This window comes from Sphingomonas kyungheensis, assembly GCF_037120395.1.
GTDB classification, from domain to species: domain Bacteria; phylum Pseudomonadota; class Alphaproteobacteria; order Sphingomonadales; family Sphingomonadaceae; genus Sphingomonas; species Sphingomonas kyungheensis.
Genome location: NZ_JBBBDM010000001.1, coordinates 768,612 through 784,999 on the forward strand (window position 1 = coordinate 768,612; position 16,388 = coordinate 784,999).

General features: G+C 69.1%; 17 protein-coding genes. 14 read left to right on the top strand and 3 right to left on the bottom strand.

The features are described from left to right. The first annotated feature begins 14 nt into the window (after window positions 1-14). The 11 genes from ftsZ (at window position 15) to tatC (ending at window position 11,644) form a co-directional block, all read left to right on the top strand. Entirely contained in the window at window positions 15-1,490 is a 1,476-nt protein-coding gene (gene ftsZ / locus V8201_RS03645; protein ID WP_336544490.1) for a cell division protein FtsZ, read from the top strand. Window positions 1,491-1,672: 182 nt separating this feature from the next. Next, a complete protein-coding gene (locus tag V8201_RS03650) occupies window positions 1,673-3,781 on the top strand; it encodes an SPOR domain-containing protein (protein WP_336544491.1) in 2,109 nt (702 codons plus the stop codon). Beyond that, complete coding sequence (locus tag V8201_RS03655) at window positions 3,778-4,956, top strand: deoxyguanosinetriphosphate triphosphohydrolase (protein ID WP_037532896.1); 1,179 nt, start codon at window positions 3,778-3,780, stop codon at window positions 4,954-4,956. Before V8201_RS03650 ends, V8201_RS03655 begins: the two co-directional genes overlap by 4 nt. A 123-nt stretch (window positions 4,957-5,079) precedes the next feature. Further along, window positions 5,080-6,804, top strand: a complete 1,725-nt coding sequence (gene argS, locus V8201_RS03660; protein WP_336544492.1) for an arginine--tRNA ligase — start codon at window positions 5,080-5,082, stop codon at window positions 6,802-6,804. Then, window positions 6,804-7,520: an SPOR domain-containing protein gene (locus V8201_RS03665; protein ID WP_271299226.1), complete on the top strand. Its 717-nt coding sequence runs from the start codon at window positions 6,804-6,806 to the stop codon at window positions 7,518-7,520. The genes argS and V8201_RS03665 overlap by 1 nt, the downstream gene beginning before the upstream one ends. Before the next feature lie 313 nt (window positions 7,521-7,833). Further along, window positions 7,834-8,835, top strand: a complete 1,002-nt coding sequence (locus V8201_RS03670) for a glycoside hydrolase family 3 N-terminal domain-containing protein (RefSeq protein ID WP_336544493.1) — start codon at window positions 7,834-7,836, stop codon at window positions 8,833-8,835. 10 nt (window positions 8,836-8,845) lie between these two features. Next, entirely contained in the window at window positions 8,846-9,574 is a 729-nt protein-coding gene (locus V8201_RS03675; protein WP_037532901.1) for a segregation and condensation protein A, read from the top strand. Further along, window positions 9,571-10,149: an SMC-Scp complex subunit ScpB gene (gene scpB, locus V8201_RS03680; protein WP_037532903.1), complete on the top strand. Its 579-nt coding sequence runs from the start codon at window positions 9,571-9,573 to the stop codon at window positions 10,147-10,149. The genes V8201_RS03675 and scpB overlap by 4 nt, the downstream gene beginning before the upstream one ends. Window positions 10,150-10,176: 27 nt before the next feature. Beyond that, a complete protein-coding gene (locus V8201_RS03685) occupies window positions 10,177-10,416 on the top strand; it encodes a twin-arginine translocase TatA/TatE family subunit (protein ID WP_037532905.1) in 240 nt (79 codons plus the stop codon). 26 nt (window positions 10,417-10,442) lie between these two features. Beyond that, a complete protein-coding gene (gene tatB, locus V8201_RS03690) occupies window positions 10,443-10,862 on the top strand; it encodes a Sec-independent protein translocase protein TatB (RefSeq protein WP_336544494.1) in 420 nt (139 codons plus the stop codon). After that, window positions 10,859-11,644, top strand: coding sequence for a twin-arginine translocase subunit TatC (tatC, locus tag V8201_RS03695; RefSeq protein ID WP_336544495.1), 786 nt, complete (start codon window positions 10,859-10,861; stop codon window positions 11,642-11,644). The genes tatB and tatC overlap by 4 nt, the downstream gene beginning before the upstream one ends. 90 nt (window positions 11,645-11,734) lie before the next feature. On the opposite strand, the gene V8201_RS03700 is transcribed toward tatC, so the two are convergent. From V8201_RS03700 to V8201_RS03710, 3 genes are all read right to left on the bottom strand, one after another. Continuing rightward, entirely contained in the window at window positions 11,735-11,869 is a 135-nt protein-coding gene (locus V8201_RS03700) for an entericidin A/B family lipoprotein (RefSeq protein WP_037532911.1), read from the bottom strand. 276 nt (window positions 11,870-12,145) lie between these two features. Further along, window positions 12,146-13,693 (bottom strand): sensor histidine kinase, encoded by a 1,548-nt coding sequence (locus tag V8201_RS03705; RefSeq protein WP_037532913.1) that lies wholly within the window; start codon window positions 13,691-13,693, stop codon window positions 12,146-12,148. Window positions 13,694-13,746: 53 nt separating this feature from the next. Beyond that, window positions 13,747-13,914, bottom strand: coding sequence for a NepR family anti-sigma factor (locus tag V8201_RS03710; RefSeq protein WP_161773120.1), 168 nt, complete (start codon window positions 13,912-13,914; stop codon window positions 13,747-13,749). Between the two features lie 267 nt (window positions 13,915-14,181). Here V8201_RS03710 and V8201_RS03715 point away from each other — a divergent pair, with 267 nt between their 5' ends. The 3 genes from V8201_RS03715 to V8201_RS03725 all read left to right on the top strand — a co-directional run bounded on the left by V8201_RS03715 (window position 14,182) and on the right by V8201_RS03725 (window position 16,285). Next, window positions 14,182-14,991, top strand: a complete 810-nt coding sequence (locus tag V8201_RS03715; RefSeq protein ID WP_037532915.1) for a response regulator — start codon at window positions 14,182-14,184, stop codon at window positions 14,989-14,991. Between the two features lie 408 nt (window positions 14,992-15,399). After that, window positions 15,400-15,537, top strand: a complete 138-nt coding sequence (locus tag V8201_RS03720; RefSeq protein WP_037533272.1) for a hypothetical protein — start codon at window positions 15,400-15,402, stop codon at window positions 15,535-15,537. Window positions 15,538-15,631: 94 nt separating this feature from the next. Continuing rightward, entirely contained in the window at window positions 15,632-16,285 is a 654-nt protein-coding gene (locus V8201_RS03725) for a sigma-70 family RNA polymerase sigma factor (RefSeq protein ID WP_037532917.1), read from the top strand. Window positions 16,286-16,388 lie beyond the last annotated feature (103 nt).

Genomic DNA, 16,388 nt, shown 5'->3' on the forward strand with positions numbered 1-16,388 from the left:
GAGAAAGTTAGGCCATGAGCATCGAATTCATCACTCCCGAGGTCGACGAACTGACCCCCCGTATTGCCGTGATCGGCGTCGGTGGCGCCGGCGGCAACGCCATCGCCAACATGATGCGGGCGGACGTGCAGGGCGTCGACTTCCTCGTCGCCAATACCGATGCGCAGGCGCTCAAGTCGTCGATCGCGCCGCACCGCATCCAGCTCGGCGCGAAGATCACCCAGGGCCTCGGCGCCGGTTCGCGGCCCGAGATCGGCCGCGCCGCGGCGGAAGAGACGATCGACGACCTCGCCAAGCGGCTCGAGGGCGCGCACATGTGCTTCATCGCCGCCGGCATGGGCGGCGGCACCGGTACGGGGGCGGCGCCGGTGATCGCCAAGGCGGCGCGCGACATGGGCATCCTTACCGTCGGTGTCGTGACCAAGCCGTTCAGCTTCGAAGGCAACCGCCGCGCCAAGAGTGCCGACGGCGGCATCGAGGAGCTGCAGAAGTACGTCGATACGCTGATCGTCATCCCCAACCAGAACCTCTTCCTGATCGCCAATGCGAACACGACCTTCAAGGAAGCGTTCGAGATGGCGGACGAGGTGCTGCAGCAGGGCGTGCGCGGCATCACCGACCTGATGGTCATGCCCGGCCTCATCAACCTCGACTTCGCCGACGTCCGCTCGGTGATGCAGGAGATGGGCAAGGCGATGATGGGCACCGGCGAGGCAAGCGGCGACAATCGCGCGCTCGAGGCGGCGCAGAAGGCGATCGCCAACCCGCTGCTCGACGGCGTGTCGATGCAGGGCGCCAAGGGCGTCATCATCTCGATCACCGGCGGCGACGACATGCGCCTGCTCGAAGTCGACGAAGCCGCGAATCACATCCGCGATCTGGTCGATCCCGATGCCAACATCATCTGGGGCTCGGCGTTCAATCCCGAGCTGGAAGGCCGCATCCGCGTGTCGGTGGTCGCCACCGGCATCGATTCGGAGGTCAAGCCGGGCGCTGCCGCGCCGGCACCGGAAGCGACCAAGTCGTTCAGCTTCGGCATGGGCCGCAAGACCGACGACAGCACCTCGTTCCGCCCGACCGGCACGAGCGCGCCCGAAGCCCCGGCGGCGCCCGCGCCCGTCGCTGCGCCCGCACCGGCGCCCGCGCCGCTCGACCTCCAGCAGACCGACGCGGTCAAGCCGGAGCCGGCGGCGAGCGACGACGAGCTGGTGCTCGGTGCCGAGACGATCGTGCCCCCGGCGCCGCAGCCCAAGCCGTATAGCGAGCCCTATTCGCGCGCCGCCGCGCCCGAGCCGGCACGCCGCTATATCGCCCCCGGCAGCGAGGCGGCAACGCCCGACGTCACGCCGCAGCCGCGCGTCAAGCTCGGCGGCACGCTGTTCGAGCGGATGTCCAATGCCGCGCGCGGACCGGCGCGCGACGACAGCGGCGAAGAGGCCAAGGACCCGATCGACATCCCGCGCTTCCTGCATCGCCAGAACAACCAGTAACGCTGTTCCTCGACTCCGCGCCGCCGATCCGTTCGGGATCGGGCGGGGCGGCGTCGGGCTGGTCCCATCCCCCCGCAGCGCCCACAGGCGAGGGTTCGTCGCCGCGCAGCCACCGTTCGCCGCGGCGGCGCGGCCCGGACATTGCCGGTTCAGCACCGCTCGGCTCTAGTCGCCCAGACCCCATGCGCCCTTCGATCCTCGCCCTTCTCGCGTCCGCCGCCTGCGTGCTGGCGACAGCGCCTGCCGTTCTGTCCGCCCAGGAAGTGGTGCAGGCGTTGCCCGGCACCACCGATGCCGACCGGCTCGCCGAGCAGATGCGCGCGCTGGCCGCCAATCCACGCGACCTCAACGCACTGATCGCCGCGGCCGATCTGTCGCTGTCGCTCGGCGATCTCAGCGGCGCGGCCTCGCTCTATGCGCGCGCCGAGAAGATCGCGGCGAGCGATCCGCGGATCAAGGTTGGCGAGGGCGCGATCCTGGTCCGCTCCGAACGGCCCGGCGAGGCGTTGCGCTATTTCGCGCAGGCCGAGGCGGCGGGGGCCGATCCGCGCGGCTTCGCGGGCGATCGCGGCCTCGCCTACGATCTGATCGGCCAGCAGGAGCGCGCGCAACGCGACTATCGGCTCGCGCTCAAGACGCGCCCGGACGACGAGATCGTCAAGCGCTACGCCCTGTCGCTCGGCATTTCGGGCAAGCGCGACGCCGCGCTCGAACAGCTCGATCCGCTGCTTCGCAAGACCGATCGCAGCGCCTGGCGCATCCGCGCCTTCATCCTCGCGATGGGCGGCGATCAGGCCGGCGCCGAGAAGATCGCGACGACGATGCTGCCGGCGGGCATGGCGCAGGGTCTGCTGCCCTTCTTCCAGCGGCTGCCGACGCTGCCCGCCGCCGACCGCGCCTTTGCGGTCCATTTCGGCGAGGTGCACAGCACGCCCGAGCGGATCGCCGACGCGCGGCTCGCGCCGGCGCTGCCCTATCTCGCGCCCGAAGTCCTACCGGTCGCGGTGGCCGCGGCGCAGCCCGCGCCCGCGGTGCAGACCGGCAAGCGCCGCCGCAGCAATGGTCGTGACGAGCGGGTGGCGCTTGCCGCCAACAGCCGGGCGGCGCGCAGTGCAACACCCGCGCCCACACCCACGCCGGCGCCTGTGGCGGCTGCTGCGGTCGCGCCGCCGCCGAGCTACCAGCAGGCGGCCGCCGCGCTGACCCGCATCCAGCCGCTGCCGACGACGACGCGCGCGCCGGTGACCTATGCCGGCAACGCGCCGGCCGTTCCGGTGCGCAGCGCTACCCCGACGCCGACGCCGACCCCCGCGACGACCACCGCACCGGTGCAACTCGCGGCGGTGCAGCCGCGCGCGACGCTGCCCGCCGCGGTGCCGTCGCCAACGCGCGCGCCCGCCACCAGTTATACGCCGGCCGCCGCAGAAGCCGCGACGCCGGCCACCGCCACCGCGGTGACGAACGCCCCCGCGCCGGGCTTCACGAGCACGCCGGCCGCGACCGTCACGCCGTCGCCAGCACCGGTTGCGTCAATCAAACCGACACCCGCACCCGGCTTCGTCAGCGCGCCTGCGACGGCGACGACGCAAACCGCCTCGACACCGGCGACGACCCCGGCAGCCGCGCCGAACTTCACCGCGCCGCCCTCGCGCGCCGAGGCGGACAGCGTGCTCGCGCGGATCGTCGCCGGCCTGTCGATCCCGGCGTCGGAACTGGGCGTGGTCGAGCCGGCCCGCGCCGCGCCAGCGACGGTGCCGCCCGCCGACACCGCCGCGCGCGTCCTCGCCGAAGCCAAGGCCAAGGAGGAGCGCGACGCCGCCGCCGAGCGCGCGCTCGCGGCGCAGGCCGTGGCCGACAAGCGCGCCGCCGACCGCAAGGCCGCGGCGGACAAGAAGGCGCTCGCCGCCAAGAAACTCGCCGACGAGAAGAAGGCCGCCGACGCCAAGGCCGCGGCGGAGGAGCGCAAGGCCGCTGCCGAGGAGAAGCGGCTCGCCCGCGCCAATCCGGCACGGATCTGGGTCCAGGTCGCCGGCGGCGCGAACGAGAATGATCTCGCCAAGGCCTATAGCGCGGTCAAGGCCAAGGCGCCGGCGGTGTTCGGCAGCCGCAGCGCCTGGACGACGCCGCTGCGCGCGACCAATCGCGTCCTCGTCGGCCCGTTCAAGACCGATGCGGAGGCGCGCAGCTTCGTCAACCAGCTCAAGAAGGAAGGCGTGTCGACCTTCACCTTCACCAGCGACGCCGGGCAGGTGGTGAGCCGGCTCGGCAGCGGCGGATCATCGGGCAAGTGAGCGTGCGCGCGCCCTGGGCTTCCAACCCGGCGCGCAGCAGAGGTCGCCTTCACGAGGAACAGAACGGGATCGCGCCGCAGCCGGTGCGCGGCCCACGCGACGATTTCCAGCGCGACCGCGACCGCATCATCCATTCGATCAGCTTCCGCCGGCTGCGCCACAAGACGCAGGTGTTCATGGCACCGGACGGCGATCACTTTCGCGTCCGCCTGACCCACAGTCTCGAGGTCGCGCAGATCGGCCGCACCATCGCGCGCGTGCTCGGGCTCAACGAGGATCTGACCGAGGCGCTGTGTCTGGCGCACGATATCGGCCATCCGCCGTTCGGCCATGCCGGCGAGGATGCGTTGCGCGCGGCGCTCGCCGAGGCCGGGGGCTTCGATCACAACGGCCATACGCTGCGCACCTTGACGCGGATCGAACGGCCCTATCCGCGCTGGGACGGGCTCAATCTGACGTGGGAGACGCTTGAAGGACTGGCCAAGCATAACGGGCCGGTGCGGCATCCCGGCTGGGCGCTGCGCGCCGCGGACGCCGACTTCCCGCTCGATCTCACCAGCCACGCCAGTCTCGAGGCGCAGGTCGCGGCGCTGGCGGACGACATCGCCTATGACAATCACGATATCGACGACGGTCTGCGTGCCGGGCTGCTGACGCTCGACCAGCTGCTCGAGGTACCGGTGGTGGCGCGCGGCTGGCGGGCGGCGTGCGCACGCTTCCCCGACGTCGCGCCCAAGCGGCTGGCGAGCGAATTGATCCGCAGCCAGATCGGCACGATGGTCAACGACCTGATCGAGGAGACGCGCGCCCGTATCGCCGCCTCGGGCGTGACCAGCGCCGACGACGTCCGTCAGGCGGGCGTCGCACTCTGCGGCTTTTCCGCGACGATGCGCGAGGAGGAGCGGGACCTCAAACGCTTCATGTACGCCAATCTCTACCATCATCCGCGCCAGCTCGCCGCGGCGGAGGCGGCGCATGGCATCGTCGCCGGCCTGTTCGCCGTTTATCGCGACGACCCGAGCGCGATGAGCCCCGAATGGGCGGAGGAGGTGCCTAATGCCGAACCCGACCGAAGCCGCCACATCGCCGACTTCATCGCCGGCATGACCGACCGCTATGCGATTTCCCGCTATCGTGCGCTGATCGGCGACATCGCACTGCCGGAAGGCTTCTAGGACCGCTGTCATGGGTCAGCCCGGTGCCGGGCGAAGAGCCGCGCCGACGCACGCGATAACGCCCGCATTTGAACCATCCCCGCGACTAAGCTAGAGCGATCCCCTTCCACCGAACGGACGCTGATGACGCTTTACACCCGCTTTGCCGCGCATGTCGCCGCGGCCCTCGACACGCTGACCGCCGCCGGCACGCTGCCGGAGGGGATCGATCGCCGCAACGTCACGGTCGAGCCGCCGCGCGACGCGTCGCATGGCGATCTCGCGACCAATGCGGCGATGGTGCTCGCCAAGCCCGCCGGGCTCAACCCGCGCGCGCTCGGCGAGGCGCTCGCCGGCGAACTCGGCAAGCTGCCCGAGGTCGCCGAGGCGAGCGTCGCCGGCCCTGGCTTCATCAACCTGCGGCTTACCGACGCCGCCTGGCGCGACGAGCTCGCGACCATCCGGGCGGCGGGCGACGATTACGGCCGCTCGACGCAGGGGCAGGGGGTGACGGTCAACATCGAATATGTCTCGGCCAATCCGACCGGGCCGATGCACATGGGCCATTGCCGCGGCGCGGTGGTCGGCGATGCGCTCGCCGCCCTGCTCGAATTCGCCGGACATACGGTGATCCGCGAATATTACGTCAATGACGCCGGCGGGCAGGTCGACGTGCTCGCGCGCTCGGTGCACCTGCGCTACCGCGAGGCGCTCGGCGCGACGATCACCATTCCCGAAGGCCTGTATCCCGGCGACTATCTCGTCCCCGTCGGTCAGGCGCTGGCCGCCGAATATGGCGATCGCTACGTCGACGCGCCGGAGAGCGAATGGCTCGCGCTGTTCCGCACCCGCGCGGTCGCGGCGATGCTGGTGATGATCAAGGACGATCTCGCGCTGCTCGGCATCCACCACGATCTGTTCGCGTCCGAGGCGGACTTGCAGGCGGCGGGCAAGCCCGAGGCGGCGGAGGCGGAGCTGCGCGCGCGCGGCCTCGTCTACGACGGCGTGCTCGAAGCGCCCAAGGGCGAGACGCCCGAGGATTGGGAGCCGGTCGAGCTGCCGCTGTTCCGCTCGACCGCCTTCGGCGACGATCAGGACCGGCCGATCAAGAAGTCGAACGGCCAGTGGACCTATTTCGGTGCCGATCTCGCCTATCATTTCCAGAAGGCGCAGGGCGCCGACCAGCTGATCGACATCTGGGGCGCGGACCATGCCGGCACCGTCAAGCGGATCGTCGCGGCGGTCGCGGCGCTGACCGGCGGCAAGACGCGCTTCGACGTCAAGCTCGTCCAGATGGTGCGGCTGCTGCGCGGTGGCGAGCCGGTCAAGATGTCGAAGCGCGCCGGCAATTTCGTCACGCTTGCCGACGTGGTGCGCGAGGTCGGCAAGGATGTCGTCCGCTTCACCATGCTGACCCGCCGGTCGGACGCGCAGATGGACTTCGACTTCGCCAAGGTGGTCGAGGCGTCGAAGGACAATCCGGTCTTCTACGTCCAATATGCCCATGCCCGCGTCGCCTCGTTGCACCGCCGCGCCGAAGAGGCGGGGATCGTTGCGGAGGCGGCCGACCTGTCCCGGCTTGATACGGAAGAGCTGGCGCTGGTGAAGCTCGCCGCGCAATTCCCACGCATCGTCGAAACCGCCGCGGCAGCGCGCGAACCGCATAGAATTGCCTTCTATCTGTATGACTTAGCTGCTGCCTTCCACGCTGCCTGGAATGTCGGCAACGACCGGCCCGAGCGCCGCTTCCTGGTCGCCGACGACGCCGCCGTCACCGCTGCGCGTCTCGCCTTGGCGACGGCGATTGCACAGATTATTCGTAACGGTCTCAGCATCATGGGTGTTGTCGCGGTTTCGGAGATGAAGTGATGGGGGACGGGTTGGAGTTACGCGACGAGGATCGGCTGCCGTGGCTCGAAACGGTCGAGCCGGATGAGGAGCGTCGCGCCCCCATCGGCAAGACGATCGCGCTCGTCGTCGTCGGCCTGGCGGCGCTCGCCGCGATCATCTTCGGCATCTACAAGGTGCAGATGCGCGCCTCCGCCGACGGTCAGCTGATCGCCGCGCAGCCGGGCGACTATAAGGTGCGTCCGGAGGAACCGGGCGGCCTCAAGGTCAAGGGCGAGGGCGATGCCGCGATCGCGACCAGCGCCGGCAAGGCGGGCAATGGCTCGATCGACCTGTCGGCGGTCCCCGAGAAGCCGATCGACGGCCACCGCGTCACCCCGAGCGCCAAGCCGGCGGGGCCGGGCGGCAGCAACGCCGTCGCGCAGGTGCCGGCGTCGAGCGGCAAGCTCGTCGCCGCGCCGCCGGTCAGCGTCCAGGCGCGGCCGGTTGCCAGCGGCGGCGGCGGCTCGCTCGTCCAGCTCGGCGCCTATCCCAGCGAAGCGCTCGCGAACAGTGCGTGGGACGGCTTCTCCAAGCGGTTCAGCTACCTCGCGCCGCTCGGCAAGTCGGTCCAGTCGGTCGCCACCGGTGGCCGCACGCTCTACCGCCTGCGCGTCAACGCCGGCAGCGCCAACCAGGCGGCCGACATCTGCGGCCGTCTGCGCGTCGCCGGGGAAAGCTGCTTCGTCGCAAGTTGACGGGGCGGCGTGGCGATCATGCGGGAGGATGATGTCTCTTCGCCAGCGTGGCGATGGCGCTAGTCTTCTCGATTTCGTTACCGCCCCGGCGGAGGCCGGGGCCCAGCTGGATGACCGTCGCCGGGCTTCCTCGGCGTTCACCCAATTAGATTCCGGCCTCCGCCGGGGTGGTGTGGTGGTCGGGACGGCCCTCCTCCGATCCCGCCGGCCGGCTCGCTGCCGTCGCGATTTACGGTCGAGTGGGGCAGGGGCGTCGCGCCGCTCCCCCGAACCCCCACTCGCTTCTTCCGCCTGCGCGCGCTAACCAGCGACGATGAAGCCCGTCATCTTCGGTCTCGCCGGTCCGGTTCTCACCCCCGGCGAGCGCGCCTTCTTCGCCGCGGCGGCGCCCGCCGGCTATATCCTGTTCAAGCGCAACATCGAGGATCGCGCCCAGTTGCGCGCGCTGACCGATTCGCTGCGGGCGCTCGCCGGGCGGGACGATCTGCCCATCCTGATCGATCAGGAGGGCGGACGCGTCGCGCGGATGGGGCCGCCGCACTGGCCCGCCTTCCCCGCCGGACCCGCCTTCGCCGCGCTCTATGAGGTCGCGCCGATGTCGGCGATCCAGGCGATGCGCGCCAATGGCGAGGCGCTCGGGCTGATGCTGGCCGAGGTCGGCATCACCGTCGATTGCGCGCCGTTGCTCGACGTCGCGCAGCCCGACACGACCGAGGCGATCGCCTGCCGCGCCTATGGCAGCGCCCCGATGCCGGTCGCCGCGCTCGGCCGCGCGATGCTGGAGGGGCTGGCCGCGGCCGGAATCGTCGGCGTCGTCAAACATATGCCCGGTCATGGTCGTGCGCGGGTCGACAGCCATCATCTGCTGCCCACCGTCACCGCCAGCGCCGACGAGTTGGAGATCGACCTCGAACCGTTTCGCACCCTCGCCGACGCGCCGATGGGAATGACCTCGCACATCGTGTTCGAGGCGTGGGACCGCGAGCGTCCCGCGACGCTGTCGCCGGTGGTGATCGAGCAGGTGATCCGCGGCGCGATCGGCTTCGACGGGCTGCTGATGACCGACGATATCGACATGAAGGCGCTGTCGGGCAGCGCCGGCGACAAGGCGGCGGCGTCGATCGCCGCGGGCTGCGACCTCGTGCTCGACTGCTGGGCGCGGATGGACGAGATGGTCGCGATCGCCGACCGTCTGCCCGAGATCACCGACGCCGCGCGTCGCCGCCTCGACCGCGCGATGGCGAGCGTGACGCCGGGCCAGGGTGATTTCGCCGAGCTGATCGCGCGCCGCGACGCCTTCCTCGCCCTGGTCTGATCCGGCGGCGATGGCGGAGCCCGAGCAACTCACGCTCGATCTGGAGGGATGGGAAGGGCCGCTCGACCTGCTGCTGTCGCTCGCCCGCGCGCAAAAGGTCGATCTGCGCAAGCTGTCGATCCTCGCGCTGGTCGAGCAATATCTCGCCTTCATCCGGCAGCGGCAGACGCTGCAACTCGAGGTCGCCGCCGATTATCTGGTGATGGCGGCGTGGCTCGCCTACCTCAAGTCGGCGCTGTTGCTGCCGCGCGTCGCCGACGACGAGGAGCCCGACCCCGAGGAACTCGCGCTGCGCCTGCAATTGCGTCTTGAACGGCTGGCGGCGATGCGCGAGGCGGGGGCGCGGCTGATGGCGCGCGATCGGCTCGGCCGCGACGTCTTTCCGCGTGCCGCGCCGGAGGGGCTGCGCACGATCCGCCATGCGCAATGGCGGGCGGAGATCTATGACCTCATCGCCGCTTATGGCCGGGTGAGCGCGCGGACCCGGCCGGTGATGCATGTCGTCGCCGATCGCGAGGTGATGACCCTGGAAGCGGCGTTGGCGCGGGTCGCGCGGCTGGTCGGCATGACGCTCGACTGGGCGACGCTGGAGAGCTTTTTGCCCGATGGATCGGGGCGGCTGCGTAAGTCGGCGCTCGCCTCGTCCTTCCTCGCCGCGCTCGAACTCGCCAAACAGGGACGGGTCGAATTGCGCCAGCAGGCGCCGTTCGCGCCGCTCCTGCTCCGCGCGGTGCGATGACCCCGCCCGACGATGCGGTGCGCGCGGTCGAGGCGCTGCTGTTCGCCGCGGCCGAGCCGCTGTCGGTCGATTCGATCCGCGCCTATGTCGGCGGCGTCGACGTCCGTGCCGCGTTGGCACAGCTCGAACGCGATTATGCCGGGCGCGGCATCGCCCTGGTGCGGCGGGGCGAGCGCTGGCATTTCGAGACGGCGGCGGACCTCGCCCATCTCCTCCGCCGCGACCGCGACGAGGTGCGCCGGTTGAGCCGGGCCGGCATCGAGGTGCTGGCGATCATCGCTTATCACGAGCCCGTCACCCGCGCCGAGATAGAGGCGATCCGCGGGGTTGCCACCGCCAAGGGGACGCTCGACGTGCTGATGGAGACCGGCTGGGTACGCCCGGCGGGGCGGCGCGAACTGCCCGGCCGGCCGCTGCTCTATGCGACGACGCCCGACTTCCTCACCCATTTCGGCCTCTCCAGCCGCCGCGATCTGCCCGGGATCGACGATCTGCGCGCCGCCGGCTTGCTCGATCCCGTCGACCTCGCGCTCGAGGAAGCATTGGAGGTGGCAAAGGCGGCGGATAGCGATTAGATAAGGGGACATTCTAGGAGATACGCCATGGGCAGCTTCAGCCCGATCCATCTGCTCGTCCTCGCCGTCGTCGCGATCCTGCTGCTCGGCGGTGGCCGCTTCTCCAACCTGATGGGCGATGTCGCCAAGGGCGTGAAGAACTTCAAGAAGGGCATGGCCGAGGAAGACGGCGACGGTCCTGCCAAGCCGGCGCCGCGGATCGAGGCGCAGAAGGCCGCCGAGCCGGCGTTCGATCGTGACGGCGAGCGCGTCCGCGACGACCGCTAATTCCCGCGATCCCCTGACCGCATCCGATGTTCAACATCGATTCGAGCGAGTTCCTGCTGGTCGCCATCGTGGCGCTGGTGGTGATCGGCCCCAAGGACCTGCCCAAGGCGATGCGCGTCGTCGGCTATTGGGTCGGCAAGGCGCGCGGTGTGTCGCGCAGCTTTCGCCAGGGTTTCGACAATATGGTGCGCGAGGCCGAGCTGGAAGAGATGGAGAAGCGCTGGGCGGCGGAGAATGCGCGGATCATGGCCGAGCATCCCGCCACCTCCGACGCGGAATCCGCTGCCGCCGCTGAGCCGGCGACGCCGCTGCCGGATCACGCCGCGCCCGACCATCAGGAGCATGATGCGCCGGTGATGGTCGAAAAGCCCGTCGTCGTGCCTGCCACCGAGCCGCGGCCGGCGCCGCATCTTTCGACGCCGCCGACCGACGTGACGCCGTCATGAGCGATCCGGTCGTCGAAGACGAGATCGACGCCAGCCGCGCGCCGCTGCTCGACCATCTCATCGAACTGCGCCGGCGGCTGCTCTATTGCATCGCCGCGATCGTCGTCGCCTTCGGGGTGAGCTATTGGTTCGCCGAGGACATCTTCGGCTTCCTCGTCCAGCCGCTGCTCCACGCCGGGCAGAAGACGGTGATCTACACGCAGCTGTTCGAGGCGTTCCTCGTCAAGCTCAAGGTCGCCTTTTTCGCCGCGGTGATGATCTCCTTCCCGGTGATCGCCAACCAGCTCTGGCAGTTCGTCGCGCCGGGTCTCTACCGCAAGGAGCGGCGGGCGCTGCTGCCGTTCCTGCTGGCGACCCCGGTGCTGTTCATCTGCGGCGCGGCGCTCGCTTATTATATGGCGATCCCGATGGCGTTGCATTTCCTGCTCGGCTTCCAGGGCGATGTCGGCGGCGTGCATCAGCAGGCGCTGCCGGCGATCGGCAATTACCTGTCGATCGTCATGCAGTTCCTCTTCGCCTTCGGCATCGCCTTCCTGCTGCCGGTACTGCTGATGCTGCTCGAACGCGCCGGCATCGTCACCCGCAAGCAGCTGATCGGCGCGCGCCGCTACGCGATCGTCGGCGCGACCGCGGTCGCCGCGGTGCTCACCCCGCCGGATCTGATGAGCCAGGTGCTGCTCGCCGTGCCGCTGATCCTGCTCTACGAGATCGCGATCATCGGCATCTGGTTCACCGAGCGCAAACGCGCGCGCGAGGCGGGCACCGACATCGTCGAGGTCTGACGGCGGGCGCGTCGCGCGCCGCCGATCGCAGCCACGAAAAAGCCCCCGCCGGATGACCGACGGGGGCTCGTTCACCCGAACGGGTTTTGCTTACTTGGCGTCGTCGGCAGTCTTCGCGACGGTGCTGCCGGCCGACTTGACGTCCTTGCCGACGCCTTCGACCGTGTTGCAGGCGCTGACCATCAGCGCACCCGCGACCACCACCATTCCGAGAACCTTACGCATAAAACCTCCTGGGCATGAATACCGCTAGCTCGAATGATCGGACGCGCCATTCGTTCCGGACGCGGAACCGATGGCGGCAACAAACAGCGGCACTGGGTAGAAAAGGATAAGGCCCGAAAGCGATCACCGGGGGGGGGGAGGGTGAGCGCTTTCGGGCCTATGTCGTGGATCGCGAAAGCGGGGGGGCATAAAGTCGCGATCCGTACTGCTCAACCCTGACCCGCGGGCTTGGTTCCGCAATAAATCGCGCGGCCGGACGATTATTTTTTTCCGCTCTCAGTCGCGTCCCAGGACGGCGATCGCGATCTCATAGGCGCCGGTCATCGGATCGTGATGCAGCGGCGCGCGCAGCTGCCGCGACAGCCCTTCGATCACGCGGCCGTAGCGGGTCGAGAGCAGCGTTTCGAGCGCCTCGCTGGCGACGAAGGCGCGGCTGACCACCCGGAGCTTGGCCTTTTGCGTATCGTCGCCCGGCTTGACGGCAACGCGGATCTGCGCCGCCCGGTCGCAGTTCATCGCCAGTTCGATCGTCTCGGTGACGAGGAAGGCGACCGCGACCGCGACGTCCTGATTGACCAGATAGGGGTCGACGTCGAGCGCGATCGACAGGCTCGACGCGCCCTCCGGCGCGGTGGCGCGGATGTTGGAGGCGAGTTCGCCGATCACCGCGCGCAGGTTGAGCCCGCGATTGTCCTCCATCTCGGCGAAATGATTGCGGTGCACCACCGCCAGCGCATCGACGCGGCGCTGGATCGAGGCATAGGCCGCAGTCGCATCCGCGCTGGGCGCACCGCGCGCGTGGAAGTTGATCAGGCTGGAGATGACCTGCAGGTTGTTCTTGACGCGATGATGCACCTCACGCGTCAGCTTGGTCTGCCGCACCACCGCTTCGGCGAGCCCCGCCTCGTGCAGCGCGACGGTGCGGCTGATCGCGCGGAAGGTGTCGCCGAGCTCGCGGATCTCCTGCGCGGGGAGCGGCCCGAGCTTGCCGGGATCGATCACCTCGCCGGGCGTATAGGCGGCGACGCTCGCGCGCAGCAGCCGCAGCGGACGGATCAGCAGCCGGTCGACGATGAACCACGACAGGCCCGCCGCCGCCGCCCACATCAACAGCGGCAGCATCAGCGCGACGAGGAAGGACGAGGTGATCGGCGCGCTGCGGGTGCTGGTCCGCAACGTCAGTCCGCCGAGGCCGAGATCGGTCTCGACCGTATCGAGCCGGTCGAGCGGGCCGAGGTCCGGAATGGCGGCGAGTTCGAGCGTCGTGTCGTCGTGAACCAGCGCGCTGGCGAGCGGCACCGCCCGGCTGGTCGGGGTGGCGAGGCGCGTGAGGAAGGCACGCGGGAAGAAGACGCGCGCGCTCGGCCCGCGACGCGGCCCGGCGACCGACAGGATCAGGCCCTGATCGGGGACGATCGCCGCGCCGACCGCAGTGCTGGTGTCGATCGGCACGTCGGAATGGAAAGCCTCGCCGCACAACAGCCGGCCGCGCCGGTCGATGATCGAAAAGCGCGTGCCGGTCGTCGCCTGTTGCGCGAACACGCCCTGCGCACGGGCGCAGCTCGGCGCATCCCCCGCATCGGCTTCCAAGGCATTCACCGCGACGCGCAACGCGGTCATGTCGCCGATCAGCTCGATCGCGATGCTGCGAGCGCTTTCATTGGCGGCGATGCGCAGTCGTGCGCGCGCCTCCGCGTCCGCGGTCCGCCCGGTCTGCAAGGTGGCGCCGATCGCGATCAGCGCGAGCAGCAGCAGCGCGACGCTGAGCATGACGAACAGCTTGGCGCCGGTCGGGAAGCGCGACAGCGCCGACACCGGGGCCATCGCCGCGCGTCGTGTGGTGGAGGCGGCGGCGTGCGAGGTGGCCATGCCCGCTGTTAGGCGAGCTTGTTCAGCAGGTCGAGCATCTCGTCCGGAACGCTTTCGTCAATCGTCCGCTGATAGGCGGAGCGAAGCGCTGCGCCCATATCACGATCCTTGCTCTGGACCTTCGCAGGAGACTTTTTGGACGACGTTTTCTTGTCCTTGTCGCTGGGCAATTCCAACCTGTCCCCCTGGTGGCCCGCTGAAGCCGGGCAATCGACGCATTACGGATGAACACGGCCCTCGCGGCTGCGACGGACCCATTCGAACGGCGATGAAACCAAATTCGCCTTCGTTAGTTCCATCATAGCGCGAATTTTCCAGGCGGCCACCGTAGCCGCCGGGCTCTTCGACAAACAGCGTTGCAAAGCGGTCGCCGCCCGCACAGATCAGGCGTCCGCTCGATTCTCAGCCCCCTCGGGCAAATCTTCAGGGAGTGATCACCACCCATGTCGCTTGGACAGCAACTCGCACCGCACCTTCCCTTCCTGCGGCGCTATGGCCGGGCCCTGACCGGCAGCCAGCAGCAGGGCGACAAATATGTCCGTGCCACGCTCGAAGCGATCGTCGCGGCGCCGGACCAGTTTCCCCGCGACGTCGATCCGCGGCTCGGCCTGTATCGCATGTTCCAGGGCATCTGGGCCTCTGCCAATTCCGATGGTGAGGAGCAGACCTCGCAGAGCGATGCCGAGGGCACCGAAGCGGTCGCCCGCGCGCGCCTCGCGCGGATGACGCCGCTGTCGCGTCAGGCGCTGCTGCTCACCGCGATGGAAGGTTTCACGCCCGAGGATGCCGCCTATCTGATCGAGGTCGATACCAGCGAAGTCGAATCGCTCGTGTCGGAAGCGCTCGCCGAGATCGAGAAGCAGACGCGCGCGCGCGTGCTCATCATCGAGGATGAGCCGATCATCGCGATGGACATCGAGACGATCGTCCGCGATCTCGGTCACGAAGTCACCGGCGTCGCCGTCACCCGCGACGAGGCGGTGGCGCTGGCGATGGAGGATCGCCCGGGTCTGGTGCTCGCCGACATCCAGCTCGCCGACGACAGTTCGGGGATCGACGCGGTCAAGGACATCCTCGCCGAATTCGAAGTGCCGGTGATCTTCATCACCGCGTTCCCGGAGCGTCTGCTCACCGGCGAACGGCCCGAGCCGACCTTCCTGATCACCAAGCCGTTCCAGCGTTCGACGGTGAAGGCGGCGATCAGCCAGGCGCTGTTCTTCGACGAAGCGACGGTGCCGCAGGCGGCCGTCTGACAATTGTGAGGTGCGCGTGGTCGGGGCTTTGCTCCGTCCACGTGTGCTTCTTCGCAGACGAGATCTCTGCAAAGGGTGGCACTCTCAGGACCCGTATTCGCGCGCAGGCGGAAATACGGTGGTCAAGCCGAACGACGGCAGGCGGTGAGCGGAGGGCCTTGGCTTCCGCCTCGGCGATACCTCTACGCAACGCCCTCCGTCATGCCGAGCCCGTTCCGGCATCCACGGTTCCGCAGGAGCATAAGCCTTTGGTTGTGCGACGCGGTGGACCTCGGACCAGATCCGGAGTGACGGCTCGTCTGGGGTGACGTCGAGCTTTTCGCAGGCGTCCAGATTTGGCGGGAGCGCCGGCAGGCCGCCGCCGCAGAAAGTTTCGGACCCAAAACGGATGTCATGTGTTTGACGTTCATGGCTGATCCCGATGAACCCATCCATGTCTCCAAAACCGAAGCGCGGGCGGGGTCGACACCGGGGGTTACCCGCTACGTCCTGGCGATCTCGCTCGTCCTGATCATCGTGATCTTCGCCTTTCTTATCTTGCGGTAAAACGGCTCACCCCGTCTCACTGGCATTTGCCGGCGCGGACCCTTATCTTGCCCCTCGAGGCGGCGATGATGTCCCCGGCTTTGAACGGAATTGCATGACCCAGCCCGCTACGCGTACCGATGATTACGAAGACGACGACGCACCCGTGGCGCCGGTGGAACATGTCGCGCTGTCTGATCCGGAGTTCAAGAAACAGCTCGCCCAGGTGATTCCGCACCTGCGCGCGTTCGGCCGTTCGCTGTCGGGCAGCCGTGATCTCGCCGACGATCTGGTGCAGGAAACATTGCTCAAGGCCTGGGCGGCGCGGCAGCGGTTCCAGGCCGGCACCAATATGCGCGCCTGGACCTTCATCATCCTGCGCAATCTCTACCTGTCGCAGATGCGGCGTGCGCGCTTCAAGGGCGAGTGGGACGATCTCGTCGCCGACCGCATCCTCGCCGCGCCCGCGAGCCAGGACCGCCATGTCGAACTGGGCGATATGCAGCGCGCGCTGCTCCATCTGCCGCAGCCGCAGCGCGAGGCGCTGATCCTCGTCGGCGCCGGCGGCTTCGCCTATGAGGAAGCGGCGGAAATCTGTCAGGTCGCGGTCGGCACGATCAAGAGCCGAGTCGCGCGCGGTCGCGTCGCGCTGGAGGCGATCCTCAGCGAAGGCTCGCTGCCGTCGCGTCGCGAGCATGAGACCGACGTCAACAAGACCGCGCTCGATACGATCATGGGTGAGGTCGACGAACTCAGCCGCGGTCATTGACGACGCGCGCGTCGGGCGGGTGTTGACCCGGCCCGGTCGCCACCGGTAAGACGAGATCGGGCGGTCCATGCAAGGGCCGCCCTTTCTCGTTTCGAGAGACAGG

Bases quoted from the DNA above. Each gene is read 5' to 3' on its own strand.
- V8201_RS03700 (WP_037532911.1), bottom strand. From the start codon at position 11,869: ATGCGTAAGGTTCTCGGAATGGTGGTGGTCGCGGGTGCGCTGATGGTC.
- tatB (WP_336544494.1), top strand. From the start codon at position 10,443: ATGTTCAACATCGATTCGAGCGAGTTCCTGCTGGTCGCCATCGTGGCG.
- V8201_RS03675 (WP_037532901.1), top strand. From the start codon at position 8,846: ATGGCGGAGCCCGAGCAACTCACGCTCGATCTGGAGGGATGGGAAGGG.
- ftsZ (WP_336544490.1), top strand. From the start codon at position 15: ATGAGCATCGAATTCATCACTCCCGAGGTCGACGAACTGACCCCCCGT.
- V8201_RS03720 (WP_037533272.1), top strand. From the start codon at position 15,400: ATGGCTGATCCCGATGAACCCATCCATGTCTCCAAAACCGAAGCGCGG.
- V8201_RS03665 (WP_271299226.1), top strand. From the start codon at position 6,804: ATGGGGGACGGGTTGGAGTTACGCGACGAGGATCGGCTGCCGTGGCTC.
- V8201_RS03705 (WP_037532913.1), bottom strand. From the start codon at position 13,693: ATGGCCCCGGTGTCGGCGCTGTCGCGCTTCCCGACCGGCGCCAAGCTG.
- scpB (WP_037532903.1), top strand. From the start codon at position 9,571: ATGACCCCGCCCGACGATGCGGTGCGCGCGGTCGAGGCGCTGCTGTTC.
- V8201_RS03725 (WP_037532917.1), top strand. From the start codon at position 15,632: ATGACCCAGCCCGCTACGCGTACCGATGATTACGAAGACGACGACGCA.
- V8201_RS03670 (WP_336544493.1), top strand. From the start codon at position 7,834: ATGAAGCCCGTCATCTTCGGTCTCGCCGGTCCGGTTCTCACCCCCGGC.
- tatC (WP_336544495.1), top strand. From the start codon at position 10,859: ATGAGCGATCCGGTCGTCGAAGACGAGATCGACGCCAGCCGCGCGCCG.
- V8201_RS03715 (WP_037532915.1), top strand. From the start codon at position 14,182: ATGTCGCTTGGACAGCAACTCGCACCGCACCTTCCCTTCCTGCGGCGC.
- V8201_RS03650 (WP_336544491.1), top strand. From the start codon at position 1,673: ATGCGCCCTTCGATCCTCGCCCTTCTCGCGTCCGCCGCCTGCGTGCTG.
- argS (WP_336544492.1), top strand. From the start codon at position 5,080: ATGACGCTTTACACCCGCTTTGCCGCGCATGTCGCCGCGGCCCTCGAC.
- V8201_RS03685 (WP_037532905.1), top strand. From the start codon at position 10,177: ATGGGCAGCTTCAGCCCGATCCATCTGCTCGTCCTCGCCGTCGTCGCG.